Consider the following 18,489-nt stretch of genomic DNA (forward strand, 5'->3'; position numbering starts at 1 on the left):
CTGTCAACTATGAACCATGAACTATTAACTGTTTTTTGGGTTGCGAAAATAATGTTGTGTATTGAAACAAAAAATTGGAATAGTGATGGCAATTAATTAAAGTGATATTTTTTTATGTGGATTAGCTTCTGCAAACGAATAAATACTGTTACGGATATAGTCATTATCGGCATAAGGGTTTAGATAATTTTTTAATTCTCCTGTTGATTTCGGCTTTAATTTTTTGGGAATATACCCCATGCCCCAGAAGCTTCCTCTTTCAATCAGCAGGCATAATTTTTCTTCGGCTTTAATACCCTCATCCATTACAACAAACGTAGGTAATTGCTCATTTAAAGCTTCTAATGCCCGGTTTATTTTACCATTATAGATGGCTGGTGGTTCTAAAAATTCATAGTCTGATGTTGTAAAAGGGGTTTTATCTAAAAAACAGAGTTTGGCATCCAGTTCAAATTCATCTACCATTTTTTTCAGTAATACCAATCCTTCATGCAATAAATTAAACACGTATAATGATTGTATATTTTTTTTCTTTTTATCAATCGCTAACCTCATATAGCCTCTTGCATCCTCAAATAAATACAAGGCATATTTTTGTAAGGGTTGTTTCTGGCTCCTGTTATATAAAGGCCACAATCTTTTTATCTCTGTGCTTTCTAAAACCAATGCTTCCAGCTCGGTAGCACATTCCCGGTAAGTTACTTTATGAATATTACGCAAAAAATTCTGCCGTTTTCTATCAGGGTCGTTATGCGTAAAATGACTGCTTACTCTTTTTTTTATATTGATCGCTTTACCAACATAAACGATCTTGTCTTTGTTATTATGAAAATAATATACCCCCGGTTTTGATGGCAGCTGATCAATCTCCTTTTTATCCAGGTGCAATGGCAGCCACTGATCTTTGGAAGATTTTTTCAACATTTCATTAATGAAAACTTCGCCATTGTTAGCCAGGTAATATTCAAATAAGGTTACGGTTGCTTTTGCATCTCCCCCTGCCCTGTGCCGGTTTTCGATACTGATATTTAAAGAGCGGCAAAGATTACCTAAACTGTAAGAAGGCAATCCAGGAAAAATTTTTCTGCCCAAACGAACGGTGCATAATTTTTTTGCTGTTAGATCGTAGCCCGAATTTTTAAGCTGGTGTTTTACAAAACTGTAATCAAAATTTACACTGTGTGCAACAAAAATGTGTTCATTCAACATATCAAAAAGCACATCTGCAATTTCATCAAATGCCGGCGCATCCCTTACCATATCATCATCAATGCCTGTTAAAGCAGTGATGTACCTTGGAATACTTTGCTGGGGATTAATGAGTGTTTCAAAGTGTTTTACCACTTTGGTACCATCATGTATAAACACAGAAATTTCTGTGATGCCGCTTGCTGCTGCATAACCACCGGTGGTTTCTATATCTACAATGGCGTACAAGTTGAGTACTTAGTTTTAAGTTGACTGTTGACAGGAGTATGCAAATTACTAATTATTTTAGTTAACCTCAAAAGAAGTTTGGCCATGGATTTCAGGCGACAAAAGGGTCTGATGGCCGGGAGCACTCTTAAGACCGGTGGAACACGCTGCAAGGCGTGTTCTTACAACAGCGTTTCTAAGTAATGTGTTTTGATATTAAAGAGTTTTTTTAAGCCCGCCACTTTTTCAAGGTTTTCCTGTTTTGAGGCTTCGGTTGTATTGGTTCTGATGCCAACGATCAACACATTTTTGGGCGTATGTTCTGTGGCAATAAATTCAAACACTTTTGTTTTATAGCCATGTGCTTCCAGCATTAAAGCACGAATACTGTCTGTTACAATCTCGGCCTGGCGCTCCAGTAAAATACCATGTTTTGTAATATTTTTCAATTCATTTTCCGGCGCCATTTGTTTGCGTATCTGTTTGTGGCAGCAAGGCGCACAAATGATCACCCGGGCATTGGCTTGTATACCTTTACATATCGCATCGTCGGTTGCGGTATCGCAGGCATGTAAAGCGATCAGCATATTTATTGCAGGTACAGCAGCATCCTGTATCGTTCCTTTTTCAAATTTCAGATTTTGGTAGTGGATATTTTTTGCTATCTGGTTACATTTATTCACCAGGTCTTCCCTCATTTCAATACCCACCACTGTGGCATCTTTTTTTAAAGTGTTGGTCAGGTAGTCATACAACGCAAAAGTTAAATATCCCTTACCACTGCCCATATCAGCGACTGTAATATTTTCGTCTAACTGAATATCTTTTATGATACCTTCTATAATTTCCACATAGCGGTTGATCTGTTTAAATTTATCCTGCATATCTTTTTTCACTACTCCTTCGGCAGTGGTAATACCCAACTGGTGCAGGTAAACAGCAGTGGTGGAATTTACCACACGAACTTTTTGTTTATCATGTTGCTGTGTTGCTGCTGTTATGGATAAGGTCGCCGGCCGGGTAATGATCTTAACAACATCATTTTTATCAATTGCCAAATGAAGATCATTCGCCGCAGTAAAAAGATCAGCATTATAAAAATCTGCCTGCAACATTTTTTCTATTAAGATCAGGCTTTCTTTGAGGTCGTAATTCTTAAAAATATCCTGTGTGGGATTGCGGTAAGTAAAGGATAATTTTTCCGCATTTTTTATCCGTACCGGTTTAATGAATACGTTTTTTAAATCAGCAGACTTGTCTCTTTTATTACCCAACGTAATTTTAATCAGCTGCTGAAGGTTAAAGCTTTCAGAAATTTTTTGCAGGAAGGGCGATAACTGATTTGACATAATTTAATTTTTAAACCACTGCAAAGGTAACCCAAACATCAGGAATGAAGGTTTTCCCTTAATTTTATACAACGAAACTATTGTTGATATATGAAAATTGACAAATTCCCTTTTACAATTGTTGACTGGACCAATTTTGAAATTATGGAACGTGATGGTGTTACCGGAAAAGCAAGTTCCAAAATTTTTCATATGGGGCCTGTCAGGGTGCGAATGGTGGATTATTCTGCCAATTACCTGGCCGACCATTGGTGCCACAAAGGCCATATTATCTATTGCATTGAAGGCGAAATGGAAACTAAATTAGAAGATGGCCGGGTGTTTAAATTTTCCAAAGGCATGACCTATCATGTAGGAGATGATTGTGAAGCGCATCGTTCCTCTTCGGTAAATGGCTGCAAATTGCTGATAGTGGATTAAGCTGGTTGAATAATTTTAATTCGCTTCGTGAACAGGCTTGCTACAAATGGCAAAAACTTTCCGGCTTGCAGGTTAACACAACCCAATGTATTTCATTAGCGGGCATGTATGTAATTAATACCTGCTGGAAAAACTACTTTGTAGTTTCTTCAGCTTTATCTTCATTGAATTTGGAGATGCCATCTTTATGCAACAACATTTTTACCAGTTGTATTATAGCAGTCAATGCAAAAATGCCACCTATAACCCAGTTTAAATATTGCTGGCTGTTGGCAATGCGTTGTACCAGCCATTTTCCGCCAAAGATAAAAACGCAGTTACCTAAAAGTGTTCCTAATCCTATACCAATAATATAACTGTTGTACTGGTTTTGCCTGGGCTCTAATATTTTTTTGGTAAACAATACTGTACTCCATCCAAACCAGAAAGGTATCTGCACAGGATTGATAGCGCACATAAACATGCCCAGCAAAAAGCGGTGCATATTATTTTTCAGCAACACATTTTTTGCATCTCCTCCGCCCTTTGCTGCGGCAATAAAACTTCCTACAGCCAATGCCACAATTATGGCCAGCGTTACCCATTCCATAGCCTTCATCAGTTTTTCCTGCTTGCGTACCCAATCAATACCTACTAATGAAAGCCTTACATACACCATCTCCACCAATAAAGAACCAAATGAAAAATACATGGCATCAGTAATACTTTCCTGTATGCCTATTTGCATTGCCGCCACATTAAGCGTACCCAAAGGCAAAGATCCAAGAAAGCTGATGACCAAACCCCAGGAAAATATTTTCAATAATTTCTTCATTGGAATTTTCGAATTTATTAATATCGAACGACTCTCTGTTTTTACACCTGTGTATTCACGATTGACCATTCACGACTTACTACCCTATCCGCTCATCTACTTCCTTCATCGCCTTAATATGCCTGTTGGTATCGCTTAAAAATTTACGCCCTTTTTGTAAAGGCCAGGGTTGTATTCCCTGTTGCCTGTTGTATTTACTGATCTGATACAAAGCCTTCCAGTGTTTTAAAATTTCCCTGTACGCCCCCATTAGCGTATACCCGGTATCGTAAAAATGATTGGGTTCTGCACCGCATCCGTTGTATTCGAGTATCGTAAAATTCCTGCCATTCTTCAGGTCTTCCACACTGGCGCACATAATATCGTACCGGCCATAAAAAAAATCGTTGATCCCATGGCTTATCTTATCGAAAATGCTCACTAATTTATCATCAATATGTTCTTTCAGATCAACAAAATGAGCCCCACGGTTATGGTTAGCCGCATAACTCAGCATATACCTTTCCCCTGCAGGAATAACGGTATTCCATTTATCTTTATGCTTGCTGTGTAACTCACCGGTTCTTTTTTTCCCTTTCGGATGTTCCAGTATCAGTTCTTCTAAAGTAAGTTTACCATCACCGGTTACCTGCAATGGAATTTTATGGAGAAAACCGGTCACTATTCCTTTTTCATCTTTTGGATGGCGGATATAAAATACACTTACTTCTACCGGGTAATATACCAGTTGCTGCACAATGTATTCAAATGGCATAATGGAATGATAATGCAAAAACTCTTCCTTAGTATCTAATTTCCTGAAAAGAATGCCTTGTCCGCCTACTTCGGGTTTTACAATAAACGGGTAGGTAATACTGTGTTGCTGCAACATTGCCTCAATAGATGCTATATCCTGGCCGGGTAATACATTAAATGTGGCAGGATAAAGTTCGTTGGGCAGCAACTCGTACATTTCTTTTTTGGGTTCGCCCTCCATACCTCCAAAAGTTAATTTGGGGTTGCTGGGTGTAAAAAACCAAACAGCACGGGATTTAAAAATGTACCAGAGCCAAACCGGCGTAATGGGTGCGTATATTAACTTGAAAGGCCAGGCCTCCCAATTAGTTATTTTTTTAAATATTTTCTTCATTGTTAATTAGGCGAAGTTATCTAAAATCAGTTAGCCGGATTCCATAAAAATAATTAGATTTGATAAAACAATCATATATGGTAAAAAAAACCTGGTTAGCAAGTATAATTTGTATCCTTTGTGCAAGTGTTACCTATGGGGCTCCAACATTTTTAACAACTGCAACTGTTCCTGTTAATATAAACGCTCCGCTAACTACGGAGGATTTATTTTCCCTCTCCCCTAAAAATTTTGAAAAACTCACCGGCAGGCATTTATCGTTCAAAGAAAAAATTGCCTGGAAATTTATGCAGTGGAAATTGCAGAAAGAGATGAAAGCTCTTGAAAAAGGTGAAGGCGATATATCAAAAGCAGAAAGGCATAGCAAAAACGCCTTGTTTTGTGGCATTGCCACCTGGGGTTTATTGCTTTTAGGAATAGCGGTTCCGTTTATCGGTATCTTATCTATTCCCTTTGCACTATCAGCCATTATTTATGGCGCCATTTCATTAAACAAAACACCCAATAATACCAGGTCAATTTTAGGAATTGTTTTGGGAGGGCTTTATGTTGTATTGTTTGCCTTAGCTTTGCTAGTGATAATATCTACATTAAATTAATAAGTTTATGCACGTTCCAACAATGGCCGAAATGATGGCTAATGGAGAAAGCCCTGAAATTTTATTTTGGGTGGGCTGTGCCGGAAGTTTTGACCAGCGGGCACAGAAGATAACGAAGGCATTTGTGACCATACTGGATAAAGTGGGCACCAAATACGCCATTTTAGGTAAAGAAGAAATGTGTACCGGCGACCCTGCAAGAAGAAGTGGCAACGAGTTCATGTTCCAGATGATGGCTTACCAGAACATACAAATTCTGAATGGTTATGGTATTAAGAAAATTGTAACCGCTTGTCCGCATTGCTTTAATACCTTGAAAAATGAGTACCCTGAATTAGGAGGTACGTATGAAGTGATCCATCATGCTACATTTATACAGCAATTGATTGATGAAGGCAAAATCAAGATGACTGACGGAGGAACGTTTAAAGGAAAAAAGATCACGTACCACGATAGTTGCTATTTAGGCCGTGCCAATAATATTTATGAAGCACCCCGTAAAGTTTTAGAAGCATTGGATGCCGAACTGGTAGAAATGAAACGCTGCAAAAGTAATGGCTTATGTTGCGGTGCCGGTGGTGCACAAATGTTTAAAGAAGAAGAAAAAGGAGATACCAGGATTAACCAGGAAAGAACCAATGAGGCATTGGCAACCGGCGCAAAAGTAATTGCTGCCGCCTGCCCGTTTTGTAATACCATGCTTACGGATGGTGTAAAGAGTAACGAAAAGGAAGAAGAAGTGCAGGTGCTGGATATTGCGGAACTGGTAGCACTATCAATGAATAATTAATATTGAAATAATTAAAAATGAACACCGATATTAAAGAACATATTCCCGAAGACTTTGATGATAATTCCAAAGTATGGATATACCAGAGCAGCCGCTTGTTTTTAATGAGTGAGGCGTTTGAAATGGAAGACATGCTGAACAATTTTGTTGCTACCTGGAAAAGCCATGGCGATACGGTAAAAGGATTTGCCAATTTATTTTTCGGGCAGTTTATTGTATTGATGGCCGATGAAACGCAGAGTGGTGTTAGCGGATGCAGCACCGATAGTTCTGTACATTTGATAAAAGACATCGAGAAAAAATTTAACGTAGATCTTTTTAACAGGCAAAACCTGGCTTTTATCATTAAAGATAAAGTGCAGTTACTGCCACTATCACAATTGAATTATGCCGCAGAAAATAATTTTATTGATGGCAATACTTTGTATTTTAATAATACCGTGCTGACTAAAAAAGAATTATTAGAAAAATGGATTGTGCCGGTTAAGGAAAGCTGGCTGGCAAAAAGGTTACCGGCGAAAGTGTAACTTTCTATTCCATTGATGAAAACTAAATATTGCATACTATTTTTTTTACTCCTGGTATCAGTGAATTCTTTTAGCCAAAAAGATTCTTCGACTGCTTATCCTCTGAAAGTAACTTTAGTAGATCTTGATAAAGATAAAATTTATCGTCCTGTTTTCCATGCCCTGAGAATCAAAATCACGAATACCGCTGACACTGCATTTTCTTTCTGGGTAATGACTTGCTCGTGGCATGGATGTGTAAGTTTTGACCCTTATATAGTTAACAGCGATTTCATGGGTTGTGACCAAAATTTTCCAAAGGAAATAATACCAAAACCACACGATTCTTTTTCTCTTGATGGAGGCTATAAACTTGGAGATAGCTCTTTTGGTAATCCTGTAATGCTAAGAGCCGGTTTCAGAGTAATAAAACCATCGAACGAATTATTAACGGCTGCAGGTGACGATCTATTCAAAGACACCGGAGAAAAGTTTAAAAGATTCAATTCTTTATTTGAAAACGACCCTAAATACACTAAAAAAGATTACATCTGGAGCAAGCCAACTACAATAAGATTTTAAATCCTTACTTCTTCAACGCCTTAAGTAAAGCTGCCTTATTATTCTTCACCTTCTTACTAAACAAATAACTCACCGCAATCCTGAAATTTTTTGTTTTAGTAGTGCTGTAACTCTCTAAATTAAAATTACTGGCATAGGTAAAGAATTTATTCTGTTGCTGGCGAAAAGGATCGATCATGCTTACAGAAAGGATCATTTTCTTTTTAAAGAATTTTTGTTGCACACCAATATTCATACTTAATGTGCTCCTCACCGTGCCCTGCGGATTGGCAAAACGGTTGAAAGTAACGCTGGCATTACTGTTCAATAAATCATTAAACTGGTAACTGCCATTAAAGGTGGAGAATACGGAGCCGCCATTGTGGTAACGGTTTACTGTTCTGTCGTGTATGCTGTAAACATTGTAAGTATAACCCAGGCTCAGGTTTACTTTTGCTTTTTTGTTGATGGTATAACCACCCCAGGTATTGGCTTCGTACTCTTTTCTGCCGCTGAGGTTTTGCCAGGTGGTAGTGGTTTTTCCATCGGGCTGCAATGTTCTTATGGAGCTGTAAATATCTTTCAATTCATTATAACCGACAGATACATTGGCATAATACAATTTGTTCCATTTACCAATGATAAAATCAAAATTATCTGCAAAATAAGGTTGCAGGTAAGGGTTACCAAAACGGGTATTGTAGGGGTCGCTGTAATCCACACTCGGGTTAAGTTGATTCAATCCCGGCCGCTGAATACTTCTTTTATAACTGGCTGTAATGTTCACATCATTCTCCCATTTTTTTATAATGGTAACAAATGGCAAAGGGCTCCAGTAATTGTTGGCATAGTTACTGGTATCATTTACCAGGTCAAAATTAGTTGTGGTTTGTTCCACCTGTGCACCGGCAGTAATATTAAAGTCGGGTACAATTGTGTAGCGCAATGCTGCCCTGTAAAAAAATATGTTTTGATGAAACTCAATATCGTTACTCAGCAATTCATTCTTAACAAAAATATTATCGGGCTTCTTTAAAAATGCAGTGTTTAAAATATTGTGGTTATTAGCCCTTATCAACCCATTGCCCAGGTTAAGAAAAAATTTATTGTTCTTTAAAAGCCTGTCGTAATTAATACGGATACTAATGGTACTGTTTTTTATTTTAGTATCCTGTTGCTGGCTGCTATCGGTACCGGTAAAACTATAATCGGGATTTAAATATTGCTGGTAATAATCTCTCTCATTATCATTACTACCAAAATTTACACCGGTAATTATTTTAAACACCGTGGTAGGCAGTTTCCCTTTTGCAGTATATGTGGCATTAAAGCCGGGAGAAGAGCTGGTGCTATTGGTGCTGATGGCCCTGTTACTGAGCTTATAGATCAAATTACCGCTGTTGATGTTGGTGTATTGATTATTGCTGTTGCTTTCTGCATCACTGCTGTTATAGTAAGTGGTAAAATTAAAAGCATTGCGTTTGTTCAGGTCATAATCAAGGCTCAATCTTGCATTAGGCCTTAAAGCGTTATTATTGTTATTGCCAATGGTATTAAAATAATTAATGGAATCTGTATAAATATTTTGCCTGTTGCTGTAACTGTTGCCTTCAAAAGCATTATAACCAAAGCCGGCGCCTGCATTCAACGCAATCTTATTTTTCCGGTAACTGAAACTGCCGTTAATCCCGTTCTCTCCCCTTGTGCCATAACTTATACTGATGCGCCCGCTCTTACCCACACGGCCTTTTTTAGTTACAATATTTATCACTCCTCCCCTTTCGTTGGCGTATTGCGGTGGTGGTGTGGTCATCACTTCTATCTTATCTATCATGCTGCCGGGCATGCTTTCCAAAAGGTCCTGCAATTGCTTGCCGTTTAATTCCACCGGTTTATCATCAATCAATATTTTTACATCCTTGCCCCGCATTTGCACTTTACCATCATTGTCTACATTTACCAGGGGCGCCTGTTTTAATAGTTCGGTAGTGGACGAGCCGGCGCTCAGTGCAGATTCGCCTACATTAAAAATTATTTTGCCGTCCTTATTTTCAATAATTGGTTTCTCTGCATACACTATTACCTCATCCATATCGGTTGATCTGCGATGAAGTTTTATTTCGTTCAGGTCAAAATCAAAACGTTCGGCACGGATATAAATACTATCCAGCCTTAAATTATTGTAACCAACCATACTCAGCTGCAACCTGTAATAGCCAAAAGCAAGCTGGTCAAATAAAAAGGAACCGTCCTTTGCTGTAATAAAAGTTCTGGCCACCCCGGTGTCGGCAATTTTTACAAGCGTAACAGTAGCTGCAACTATCGCTTTGGCGTTTTCATTATCGAGCACACTGCCCACAATAACTCCCGGGTTACCCTTTGGTTTACTGGTATCCTTTTGTGCGGCAGCGGTTAAAAAAAGGAGAGGAAAAATGGTGAAAAAAATAAATTTCAAGTACAATATGGTTTTGGTAAACAAATTTATTGCATTCTGTTTATGGCTGCAGGGCTTTTGTTACCAACGGTTTCAAAATTTTTCCTGATTTAGAAAGTCCGTTTCTGCCATCCTGTCATAATCTTCAGAGATTTCTCTATCTTTGCAGTCCTAAAAAAGTGCAGGAAAAATGCTGGAAACATTGACACATAAAGAACACGACGAGACCAGGCAAGGCGAAGCGTATGCACCTTTTGCTAACGAGATCAACCTGTTTAAGAAACATTTTTATATAGAAAGCTATGGCTGTGCCATGAACTTTGCCGACAGCGAAGTAGTAGCTTCCATTTTACAGGGCAAAGGTTTTGGTGCCACCAAAAATGTGGAAGAGGCTGATCTTATCTTTATCAATACCTGCAGTATCAGGGATAAAGCCGAGCAAACCGTCAGAAAAAGGTTAACCGAATTCCGCAAATTCAAAAAAACTAATCCCGGCTTATTGGTAGGTGTATTGGGCTGCATGGCTGAAAGATTGAAAGCGCAATTTTTGGAAGAAGAAAAACTGGTGGACATGGTGGTTGGCCCTGATGCTTACCGCACTTTACCCGGTTTGATTGAAGAGGCCGAGACCGGGCAAAAAGCAGTGAACGTTTTATTAAGCCGTGACGAAACTTATGCTGATATTTCTCCCATCCGTTTAAACAGTAATGGCGTGAATGCTTTTGTAAGCATTATGAGAGGCTGCAACAACATGTGCAGCTTTTGTGTGGTACCCTTTACAAGAGGCAGGGAAAGAAGCCGTGATGCAGCAAGTATTGTACATGAGTGTAAAGATCTTTTTGAACAGGGGTACAGGGAAGTAACCTTACTAGGCCAGAATGTAGACAGTTATCACTGGATAGATGAACAAAAAAATGAGACGGTTACTTTTGCGATGCTGATGGAAAAAGTGGCATTGATCTCTCCGTTATTACGTGTTCGTTTTTCTACTTCTCATCCAAAAGATATTACGGACGATGTGTTGTTTACCATTGCTAAATACGAGAACATCTGTAACTATATTCACCTGCCTGTGCAAAGTGGCAGCAGCCGCATATTGCAACTGATGAACAGAACGTATAGCCGTGAGTGGTATATTGCAAAAGTGAACCGTATTAAAGAACTTATCCCGGATTGCGGATTAAGTACTGATATGATCACCGGTTTTTGTACCGAAACAGAAGAAGACCACCAGGAATCATTAAGCCTGATGCGTTATTGCCAATACGATTTAGCGTACATGTATTTTTACAGCGAACGCCCCGGAACATTGGCCGCAAGAAGATTTAAAGATGATATTCCTGAAGCCGTAAAGAAAAGAAGATTGCAGGAAATGATTGACCTGCACCGCATACAATCTTTACACAGCATGCAAAGAGATGTAGGCAAAACATTTAAAGTTTTAATTGAAGGCACCAGTAAGAAAGATGACCATGAATTGCAGGGAAGAACTGATCATAATAAAGTGGTGATTTTTCCTAAAGGAAATTTGAGAAAGGGAGACTATGTTTTTGTAAAAATTAGTTCCTGTACTGCAGGTACATTATTTGGCGAACCGATAACAACATGAAACTACCGGTAAAATATATCATCCTTGGGTTTGCATTTATTGCAGGCATAGCAACTTTTAGTGTAACTAATATAGCTCCCGGCATTGCATCTGCAGGTGCTTTTATAGGCTATGCCTTAATTGAAATTCAGGATCTGAAAATTATTAATCAAGAAGACAACGAAGGGTAATGGATTTACAAAGTATAAAAAATCGTTTTGGCATTATTGGTAATGCACCTGCATTAAACCATGCCTTAAATATTGCGGCACAGGTTGCCAATACCGATCTTTCAGTTTTAATTAACGGAGAAAGCGGGGTGGGTAAAGAAGTGTTCTCACAGATCATTCATGCATTATCTGCAAGAAAGCACAATCCTTTTATCGCAGTTAACTGCGGTGCTATACCCGAAGGCACTATTGACAGCGAATTATTCGGCCATGAAAAAGGAAGTTTTACCGGGGCATTGGATAGCCGCAAAGGTTATTTTGAAACGGTGAATGGCGGCACTATCTTTTTAGATGAGATTGGTGAAATGCCATTGGGCACACAGGCACGTTTATTACGTGTACTGGAAGCAGGTGAGTATATACGTGTGGGTTCAAGTAAAGTGCAGAAGACGGATGTACGTGTAATTGCAGCGACCAATAAAGAGCTGATAGAATTTACACAAACCGGAAGGTTCAGGGAAGATTTGTATTACCGTTTAAATACGGTTCCTATCAGGGTGCCTTCTTTAAGAGACAGGAAAGAAGATATTCCTTTACTCTTCAGAAAATTTTCGGCCGACTTTGCTGATAAATACAAAGCACCACCGGTGCAATTAGATGAAGAGGCAAAAAATGTGTTAATTAACTACACCTGGCCCGGTAATGTGAGGGAATTGAAGAATATTGCAGAACAGATTTCTGTACTGAGCCAGAACAAAAATATTAATGCGGCACAATTAAGAGGCTTTTTACCGGAACATAATTATTCAAGATTACCGGTTCTTTCGGGTGGTGCAGGCGTGGTGAGTCAAACAGAATTTGCCAATGAAAGAGAGATCTTATACAAACTCTTTTTCGATATGAAGAAAGATGTGAATGAATTAAAGAAAATGTTTTTTGATCTGTTGCAAAATCCCAATATTGCCGGCAATCATCATGCCCCGGTATTTGCAGAAGAATTAAAAGAATACAGCAGCAACAATGGTAATGCTTTACCGGCAGTAGCATCGCAGTCTGTTATTTTGCACCATGGTAATACTGATGATATCCATCACCACGAAGATGTGGAGGAATCATTAAGCATTATGGATAAGGAAAAGGAACTCATTATAAAAGCACTGAAAAAACATAAGGGCAAACGTAAAGATGCTTCGCTGGATCTGGGTATAAGTGAAAGAACGTTGTACAGAAAATTGAAGGAATATGATATTGAAGAATAAGATAGTTAAAAGTGGCAGTTTGAAAATCAAAAGCTGGAAGCTGGTTATTACCTGCTTAATAATACTTATAACCTGCTCCTACTCCACCTGTAAATATGGTTTTAAAAATATTGGTGCTATCCCCCCCGAAGTAAAAACCTTCAGGGTGAATTATCTTACCAATAAAGCGCAATATGTAAATCCGCAATTGAGTCCGCAGTTAACGGAAAAACTAAAATCGAAGATCATTGGTAATACCCGTTTGCGTCAAACCAATAATGATGATGCCCATTACGATATCAGCGGCAGCGTAACACAATATTACACCAGTACCACCGGTATCAGCGGCAACAGCGCCACCACTAACCGTTTGAATATTTCTTTTCACCTCATTTTTAAGAACAGCCTGGATGAAAAGAAAAATTTTGAAGCTGATGTAAGTACCTACGTGGATTTCCCTGCCACACAAAGCCTTTCACAAGCTGAAACGGCTAACAGCAGTAAGATAGTAGGCAATATTGTAGATGAAATTTTTAATAAGATATTTGCCAACTGGTAAAAAAACTATTTGCTGTTTGTGCTTTGTGTTTTAGCTTTGAATTATGCAGCATTCCCCACTATTGAACCTGATCACTAAACAAAACCTGGGTGGTTTACCTGAAGAAGAATTTCTGAAGCATGTAACCAGGCACCATCCTTATTTTGCGCCGGCACAATTTTATTTATTACAACAACTGAAAGAAACTGATGCTGCGTACCCATTGCAAACTGCAAAAACTGCGGTACTTTTTAATAACCCTTTTTGGTTGAACTTTCAATTGCAACAGCCAGCCGATACAATAGTGGCTGCTACTGAAATAACAAACACTATATTGCCTGAAGAGAATACAGACAATGATGATGATACCGTAGTGATTACCCAACCACCACCGGTGGCAGAACAATCAATGCCTGCAGAAACTATTGAGCCTGCAGCTATAACAGCTGAAGCAGAAAAACTGCCCATGACTGATGAGCAATTGATGCTGGCAGAAAATGCTGATAATAACGATGACGAAGCAGTTATGGAAGAAATTACACCTATAAAAATTACTATCCCTAACCTGGAGGCCGGTAAGATTGATGACAATACCCCCGCTTTTGAACCCATGCACCTGGTGGATTATTTTGCATCGCAGGGGATTAAATTAAGCGACGAGGTACAAACCGCCGATAAACTGGGCAAACAACTGAAGAGCTTTACAGAATGGCTTAAAACCATGAAGAAGATACATGTACCTGATACTGAGGCCAATGCCGGCATCAGTGATATTGCGGTACAGGCACTGGCAGCTAAAAGCAATAAGGAAGGCGAAATTGTTACCGAAGCCATGGCCGAAGTATTGCTGCAACAGGGCAAGGCCGGCAAGGCAATTGAAGTGTATCAAAAATTAAGTTTGCTCAATCCCTCTAAAAGCGCTTTCTTTGCAGCCAAAATTGAACAATTAAAAGGAACCTGACATGTTAGTTTTATTCGGAATTTTAGTGATTATTGCTTCTGTAGTATTAGGTATGATCGTATTGATCCAGAACCCTAAAGGTGGTGGTCTATCTGCCAGCCTGGGAGGTTTCAGCAACCAATTGATGGGTGTAAAACAAACTACTGATGTATTGGAAAAAGGAACCTGGTTATTTGCAGCCATTGTAGGTATTCTTTGTATCGTTTCGCCGTATTTTATTAAGAATGCAGGCAACTCCGGTGGCGACAACATTCTGAATAATATGAATTCAGCTCCTGTAAAACAAGCAGCCCCCGCTGCTAACACTACTCCAATGCCTGGAGCAGCAGCGCCGGATACCAACAAGAAGTAATTAGTAATTTTATAAAATATTTAATGACCCCGATGGTAACACCGGGGTTTTTTATTTTACTTTGGAGCAGAAGTTACGGGTTGTTTTTTGTTACGGGGTACGGGTTATTTTTGTTATTTAATAGTTTGCGACCTGGAAATATCCGCTAACAAATTAACCCGTAACAAGAAAAAAACGTAACAAAAAAACTCACCGTAACCACCCGAAAAACGTAAACATAAAAATGAAAAAGAAAACGATCCTCTACATCCTGGCCCTGTTACTGATCTGCGGCGGCTTTATTGCCTGGAAAATTTTTGGTCCCACAGTGGCGGCACCTGAAAAAAAATATTTTTATGTAAGAACAGGTGATACTTATGATGCCGTGAAAAATAATTTAACGGAAGCTAAAATCATCAGCAGCGGATTCTGGTTTAACCAGGTGGCCAATAAATTAAGTTATCCTGCAAAAGTAAAAGCAGGCCGTTACGAAATAAAAGCAGGCATGAGTATTTTTAACCTGGTGCGTATGCTGCGTTCGGGCAACCAGTCGCCGGTAAACCTTGTCATTACCAAGCTAAGAACTAAAGAGGACCTTGCACAAAAGATAGCCGCCAATTTTGAATGCGATTCGCTGAGTATGATCGCTATTTTAAATAATACCGATTCTTTAAAAAAATACAACCTGGACAGTAATACGGTAATGACTGCCGTAATACCGGATACGTATAGCATTTTATGGAATACCTCCGCTGCAAGAATTTTTAAAAAACTATATACCGACCAGGAAAAATTCTGGAATGAGGACCGCAGAAAAAAAGCGGCCGCATTAAAGATGACGCCGCAGCAGGTATACACTATGGCAAGCATTGTAGAGGAAGAAACTACCAAAGAAGCCGATAAAGGAAATGTAGCCAGCGTATATATCAACCGCATTAATTCGGGGCAAAGGCTGGAAGCTGACCCCACTATAAAATTTGCACTCCGCAATTTTGGTTTAAAGCGCATTAAGGAAGGCCATAAACTGGCCGCAAAAGACTCTCCTTACGATACGTATTTTCATGCCGGGCTTCCGGTAGGGCCTATATGCACGCCATCATCTAAAACAATTGACGCAGTGCTGAATGCTCCGGCTACCAATTATTTATTCTTTGTGGCAAAGCCTGATTGGTCGGGGCTGTCTAACTTTACAGATAGTTACGAACAACACAAGATCAATGCAAAAATCTACCAGCATTTCCTGGACAGCATAAATATTAAATGAGAATAGTATCTTGTAGTACAGAATGACCCGGCTGGAACGCATCATACTAACCCAGACACCCATTGCCTTTGCCTTGCGTAAAAGCAAACACTGGTATTTACCGGGCTTTGAAGGCGTGCCCTTATACGATGTACTGCGTTTTTTTTACAAACAGATCAAAACGGTGGGGCTTACAGAAAGAGCTTCGGCAGTAGCGTATAATTTTATAATGGCAGTCCCTCCTTCATTTTTATTTTTATTTACCTTAATTCCCAATTTACCTTTTATTTCTAAAAGAAGTTTAAAGATCCAGTTGCACGCTTTGGTAACCGATATTGTTCCGGCGAAAGGCTACAACAATAATATCATTAAATTCATCGACTCTTTTATTGATGGCAACAAGATTGGTTTACTCTCTTTTGGTTTAATATTGGCACTGTTCTTTGCCTCTAATGCCATGATGGGTTTAATGCGTTCTTTCAACAAAAATTATATCGGCTTCGAAAAAAGAAAAGGCCTGCATACCCGTTGGGTAGCCATACGCTTAACCACTTTAATTTTCGGATTGGTGCTGGGCTGCCTTATTTTGCTTATCACACAAGGGGCAGTTTTAAAATGGTTTGGTGTAAAAAGTAATTTCTGGAAAGATTTTATTTACTATGTACGCTGGATATTTATTATTGGCCTGGTATTTTATTCTATAGCTTTTATTTACAAGTATGCGCCGGCTGTTCAAAAACGCTGGAAGCTCACCTCCCCCGGTACCATACTGGCCACTTTTTTAAGTTTACTGGCTACCATCGGGTTTTCTACTTTTGTCAATAATTTTGGCCGATACAATGCACTGTATGGTTCCATTGGTACTATCATTATGCTGATGGCACTTATCTTCATCAACTCATTGGTACTATTAATTGGTTTTGAATTGAATGTAAGTATCAAATCCTTACGCCTGATTGCCGAACAACGTGAAGCAGAAGAAAAAGCCCGTGCCGCCGCAGTTAAACAAATTACATAAGCGGTTTTTATTTCCATTTTTGTTGTAGTAACTTCAATAAAACTATTTTTTATGAAAAAGATATTTTTCTCTGCACTTGCTATTATTGCTGTTTCAGCAATGGCGTTCACAATAAGTACAGTGCTGCCCATTGGCAGTGCAATGCCTAAAGCTGATGTTAAGCTGAAAGATATTTCGGGTAAAGAGGTAAGCATAAAAGAAGTAAAAAAAGATAATGGTGTGCTGGTTATGTTCAGTTGCAACACCTGCCCGTATGTAATAAAAAATCAACAACGCACTATTGAAGCGGCTAACTACGCCGAAAAAAATAATGTAGGCATCATTATTTTAAACAGCAATGAAGGGCAGCGCAATGATGAAGACAGCTACGAAGCCATGAAAGCTTATGCAAAAGAACAAGGCTACAAATGGCATTACGTGGTTGATAAAAATAATGAACTGGCAGATGCATTTGGCGCCAACCGCACACCGGAATGTTTTTTATTCAACAAAGAATTAAAACTGGTTTACCATGGCGCTATTGATGATAATCCAACTGACGCTGATAATGTAAAGCGCCATCATTTAAAAGAAGCGATTACTGAAATGGTAGCCGGTAAAGAAGTAAGTTATAAAGAAAGCCGGAGTGTGGGTTGTGGTATCAAGAGAAAAGGGTAAATAAATTTTTACTGTTTTACTATAATAAGATTCCCCTATAACCGAATATCATTCTGATTAATTTTGTATAGGGGATTATTTATGCCCGCTATTCACTATCGTAAACTTAATAAACTCGTCTGTTCTTTTTTTGCCTGTGTGTTGTAATAGCACAGATTAAAACGCCTCCCTACAGCTACTCTTTTTTTCATTATCGCTGTTAATATTCTTACAAATTTTATTCCTGCATCTCTTACGGAATTGTTTTTGTGATAAATTCAATAAACACTTCTGTATGAAACATATTTACTTCTTGGTACTTTTAAGTACACTTATACTTATTTTTTCTTCCTGCGCTAAATTAGATCCCGAAAGTAAAATGCCCGGCACCTGGAAACTGGACGACGTGGTAAAAAGAAAATTTTTACATAGCGATCATCTTACAACAGGTTATGAAGCTGGTTTATTTCGCTTTGAGAATAATGGCAATGCCACCTATACCGATACCATCACCCTGACGGGTAACTGGAGTATGTACCGAGAAGACAGGAGTTATTACGATGGCAATGGCGATTACCAGCAAAAAAATAATCTTGTATTGCGTATCAGGCTGGCCAACTTTGCGGCCAACCGGTTTATAGATTGGGAATTTGATGATGCTCAATTTAAAAGAAGCAGCGACAGATTGGATGGTTTTATTTACACCGGGTTCTCTTCTTATCAGTATTCTTTCAGGAGGCAATAATTT

The 18,489-nt window shown here is 38.8% G+C and carries 20 protein-coding genes; 15 read left to right on the forward strand and 5 right to left on the reverse strand.

What is annotated here, in order from left to right; translation table 11 throughout:
- Positions 1 to 96: 96 nt before the first annotated feature.
- Together ACYVM0_RS08725 and ACYVM0_RS08730 are read right to left on the reverse strand one after the other, a co-directional pair.
- Entirely contained in the window at positions 97 to 1,437 is a 1,341-nt protein-coding gene (locus ACYVM0_RS08725; protein ID WP_460555508.1) for an exonuclease domain-containing protein, read from the reverse strand.
- A 161-nt stretch (positions 1,438 to 1,598) separates the two neighbouring features.
- Complete coding sequence (locus tag ACYVM0_RS08730; protein ID WP_460555512.1) at positions 1,599 to 2,765, reverse strand: class I SAM-dependent methyltransferase; 1,167 nt, start codon at positions 2,763 to 2,765, stop codon at positions 1,599 to 1,601.
- Positions 2,766 to 2,855: 90 nt separating this feature from the next.
- Between ACYVM0_RS08730 and ACYVM0_RS08735 the strand changes: the two genes are divergently transcribed.
- The gene (locus ACYVM0_RS08735) at positions 2,856 to 3,185 is read left to right on the forward strand and encodes a DHCW motif cupin fold protein (RefSeq protein ID WP_460555515.1); all 330 of its coding nucleotides are present in this window, start codon (positions 2,856 to 2,858) and stop codon (positions 3,183 to 3,185) included.
- 133 nt (positions 3,186 to 3,318) lie between these two features.
- On the opposite strand, the gene ACYVM0_RS08740 is transcribed toward ACYVM0_RS08735, so the two are convergent.
- The gene (locus tag ACYVM0_RS08740) at positions 3,319 to 3,999 is read right to left on the reverse strand and encodes a LysE family translocator (RefSeq protein WP_460555518.1); all 681 of its coding nucleotides are present in this window, start codon (positions 3,997 to 3,999) and stop codon (positions 3,319 to 3,321) included.
- A gap of 79 nt (positions 4,000 to 4,078) precedes the next feature.
- Positions 4,079 to 5,128 carry a hypothetical protein gene (locus tag ACYVM0_RS08745; protein ID WP_460555521.1) on the reverse strand — a complete coding sequence of 350 codons (1,050 nt, stop codon included), beginning with the start codon at positions 5,126 to 5,128 and terminating at the stop codon, positions 4,079 to 4,081.
- 77 nt (positions 5,129 to 5,205) lie between these two features.
- On the opposite strand from ACYVM0_RS08745, the gene ACYVM0_RS08750 reads away from it, so the two are divergent.
- From ACYVM0_RS08750 to ACYVM0_RS08765, 4 genes are all read left to right on the forward strand, one after another.
- Positions 5,206 to 5,727: a hypothetical protein gene (locus ACYVM0_RS08750; protein WP_460555524.1), complete on the forward strand. Its 522-nt coding sequence runs from the start codon at positions 5,206 to 5,208 to the stop codon at positions 5,725 to 5,727.
- Between the two features lie 7 nt (positions 5,728 to 5,734).
- On the forward strand, positions 5,735 to 6,517 hold the full coding sequence (locus tag ACYVM0_RS08755) for a (Fe-S)-binding protein (RefSeq protein ID WP_460555527.1): 783 nt from the start codon (positions 5,735 to 5,737) through the stop codon (positions 6,515 to 6,517).
- A 17-nt stretch (positions 6,518 to 6,534) separates the two neighbouring features.
- Complete coding sequence (locus ACYVM0_RS08760) at positions 6,535 to 7,044, forward strand: hypothetical protein (protein ID WP_460555530.1); 510 nt, start codon at positions 6,535 to 6,537, stop codon at positions 7,042 to 7,044.
- Positions 7,045 to 7,317: 273 nt separating this feature from the next.
- Positions 7,318 to 7,605 (forward strand): hypothetical protein, encoded by a 288-nt coding sequence (locus ACYVM0_RS08765; protein ID WP_460555533.1) that lies wholly within the window; start codon positions 7,318 to 7,320, stop codon positions 7,603 to 7,605.
- Between the two features lie 4 nt (positions 7,606 to 7,609).
- Here the strand turns inward: ACYVM0_RS08765 and ACYVM0_RS08770 are convergent, their stop codons facing one another.
- Complete coding sequence (locus ACYVM0_RS08770) at positions 7,610 to 10,039, reverse strand: outer membrane beta-barrel protein (RefSeq protein ID WP_460555536.1); 2,430 nt, start codon at positions 10,037 to 10,039, stop codon at positions 7,610 to 7,612.
- A gap of 169 nt (positions 10,040 to 10,208) precedes the next feature.
- Here ACYVM0_RS08770 and miaB point away from each other — a divergent pair, with 169 nt between their 5' ends.
- From miaB to ACYVM0_RS08820, 10 genes are all read left to right on the forward strand, one after another.
- Positions 10,209 to 11,627, forward strand: a complete 1,419-nt coding sequence (gene miaB / locus ACYVM0_RS08775; RefSeq protein WP_460555538.1) for a MiaB/RimO family radical SAM methylthiotransferase — start codon at positions 10,209 to 10,211, stop codon at positions 11,625 to 11,627.
- On the forward strand, positions 11,624 to 11,797 hold the full coding sequence (locus tag ACYVM0_RS08780; protein ID WP_460555541.1) for a hypothetical protein: 174 nt from the start codon (positions 11,624 to 11,626) through the stop codon (positions 11,795 to 11,797). Before miaB ends, ACYVM0_RS08780 begins: the two co-directional genes overlap by 4 nt.
- On the forward strand, positions 11,797 to 13,035 hold the full coding sequence (locus tag ACYVM0_RS08785; protein WP_460555544.1) for a sigma-54 interaction domain-containing protein: 1,239 nt from the start codon (positions 11,797 to 11,799) through the stop codon (positions 13,033 to 13,035). The genes ACYVM0_RS08780 and ACYVM0_RS08785 overlap by 1 nt, the downstream gene beginning before the upstream one ends.
- A gap of 19 nt (positions 13,036 to 13,054) precedes the next feature.
- The gene (gene lptE, locus ACYVM0_RS08790) at positions 13,055 to 13,573 is read left to right on the forward strand and encodes an LPS assembly lipoprotein LptE (protein WP_460555547.1); all 519 of its coding nucleotides are present in this window, start codon (positions 13,055 to 13,057) and stop codon (positions 13,571 to 13,573) included.
- A gap of 43 nt (positions 13,574 to 13,616) precedes the next feature.
- Complete coding sequence (locus ACYVM0_RS08795) at positions 13,617 to 14,513, forward strand: hypothetical protein (RefSeq protein WP_460555550.1); 897 nt, start codon at positions 13,617 to 13,619, stop codon at positions 14,511 to 14,513.
- A 1-nt stretch (position 14,514) separates the two neighbouring features.
- Positions 14,515 to 14,865 carry a preprotein translocase subunit SecG gene (gene secG / locus ACYVM0_RS08800; protein ID WP_460555553.1) on the forward strand — a complete coding sequence of 117 codons (351 nt, stop codon included), beginning with the start codon at positions 14,515 to 14,517 and terminating at the stop codon, positions 14,863 to 14,865.
- Positions 14,866 to 15,088: 223 nt separating this feature from the next.
- Positions 15,089 to 16,108, forward strand: a complete 1,020-nt coding sequence (gene mltG, locus ACYVM0_RS08805; protein ID WP_460555556.1) for an endolytic transglycosylase MltG — start codon at positions 15,089 to 15,091, stop codon at positions 16,106 to 16,108.
- 22 nt (positions 16,109 to 16,130) lie between these two features.
- Entirely contained in the window at positions 16,131 to 17,105 is a 975-nt protein-coding gene (locus ACYVM0_RS08810) for a YihY/virulence factor BrkB family protein (RefSeq protein ID WP_460555559.1), read from the forward strand.
- A 51-nt stretch (positions 17,106 to 17,156) separates the two neighbouring features.
- Positions 17,157 to 17,762, forward strand: coding sequence for a thioredoxin family protein (locus ACYVM0_RS08815; RefSeq protein WP_460555563.1), 606 nt, complete (start codon positions 17,157 to 17,159; stop codon positions 17,760 to 17,762).
- Between the two features lie 274 nt (positions 17,763 to 18,036).
- On the forward strand, positions 18,037 to 18,486 hold the full coding sequence (locus ACYVM0_RS08820; RefSeq protein WP_460555566.1) for a hypothetical protein: 450 nt from the start codon (positions 18,037 to 18,039) through the stop codon (positions 18,484 to 18,486).
- Positions 18,487 to 18,489 lie beyond the last annotated feature (3 nt).

The organism is Ferruginibacter profundus (genome assembly GCF_054783275.1).

Coding starts and splice junctions, on each gene's coding strand:
- ACYVM0_RS08730 (WP_460555512.1), bottom strand. CDS start 2,765: ATGTCAAATCAGTTATCGCCCTTCCTGCAAAAAATTTCTGAAAGCTTT.
- ACYVM0_RS08735 (WP_460555515.1), top strand. CDS start 2,856: ATGAAAATTGACAAATTCCCTTTTACAATTGTTGACTGGACCAATTTT.
- ACYVM0_RS08740 (WP_460555518.1), bottom strand. CDS start 3,999: ATGAAGAAATTATTGAAAATATTTTCCTGGGGTTTGGTCATCAGCTTT.
- ACYVM0_RS08745 (WP_460555521.1), bottom strand. CDS start 5,128: ATGAAGAAAATATTTAAAAAAATAACTAATTGGGAGGCCTGGCCTTTC.
- ACYVM0_RS08750 (WP_460555524.1), top strand. CDS start 5,206: ATGGTAAAAAAAACCTGGTTAGCAAGTATAATTTGTATCCTTTGTGCA.
- ACYVM0_RS08755 (WP_460555527.1), top strand. CDS start 5,735: ATGCACGTTCCAACAATGGCCGAAATGATGGCTAATGGAGAAAGCCCT.
- ACYVM0_RS08760 (WP_460555530.1), top strand. CDS start 6,535: ATGAACACCGATATTAAAGAACATATTCCCGAAGACTTTGATGATAAT.
- ACYVM0_RS08765 (WP_460555533.1), top strand. CDS start 7,318: ATGGGTTGTGACCAAAATTTTCCAAAGGAAATAATACCAAAACCACAC.
- miaB (WP_460555538.1), top strand. CDS start 10,209: ATGCTGGAAACATTGACACATAAAGAACACGACGAGACCAGGCAAGGC.
- ACYVM0_RS08780 (WP_460555541.1), top strand. CDS start 11,624: ATGAAACTACCGGTAAAATATATCATCCTTGGGTTTGCATTTATTGCA.
- ACYVM0_RS08785 (WP_460555544.1), top strand. CDS start 11,797: ATGGATTTACAAAGTATAAAAAATCGTTTTGGCATTATTGGTAATGCA.
- ACYVM0_RS08795 (WP_460555550.1), top strand. CDS start 13,617: ATGCAGCATTCCCCACTATTGAACCTGATCACTAAACAAAACCTGGGT.
- secG (WP_460555553.1), top strand. CDS start 14,515: ATGTTAGTTTTATTCGGAATTTTAGTGATTATTGCTTCTGTAGTATTA.
- mltG (WP_460555556.1), top strand. CDS start 15,089: ATGAAAAAGAAAACGATCCTCTACATCCTGGCCCTGTTACTGATCTGC.
- ACYVM0_RS08810 (WP_460555559.1), top strand. CDS start 16,131: ATGACCCGGCTGGAACGCATCATACTAACCCAGACACCCATTGCCTTT.
- ACYVM0_RS08815 (WP_460555563.1), top strand. CDS start 17,157: ATGAAAAAGATATTTTTCTCTGCACTTGCTATTATTGCTGTTTCAGCA.
- ACYVM0_RS08820 (WP_460555566.1), top strand. CDS start 18,037: ATGAAACATATTTACTTCTTGGTACTTTTAAGTACACTTATACTTATT.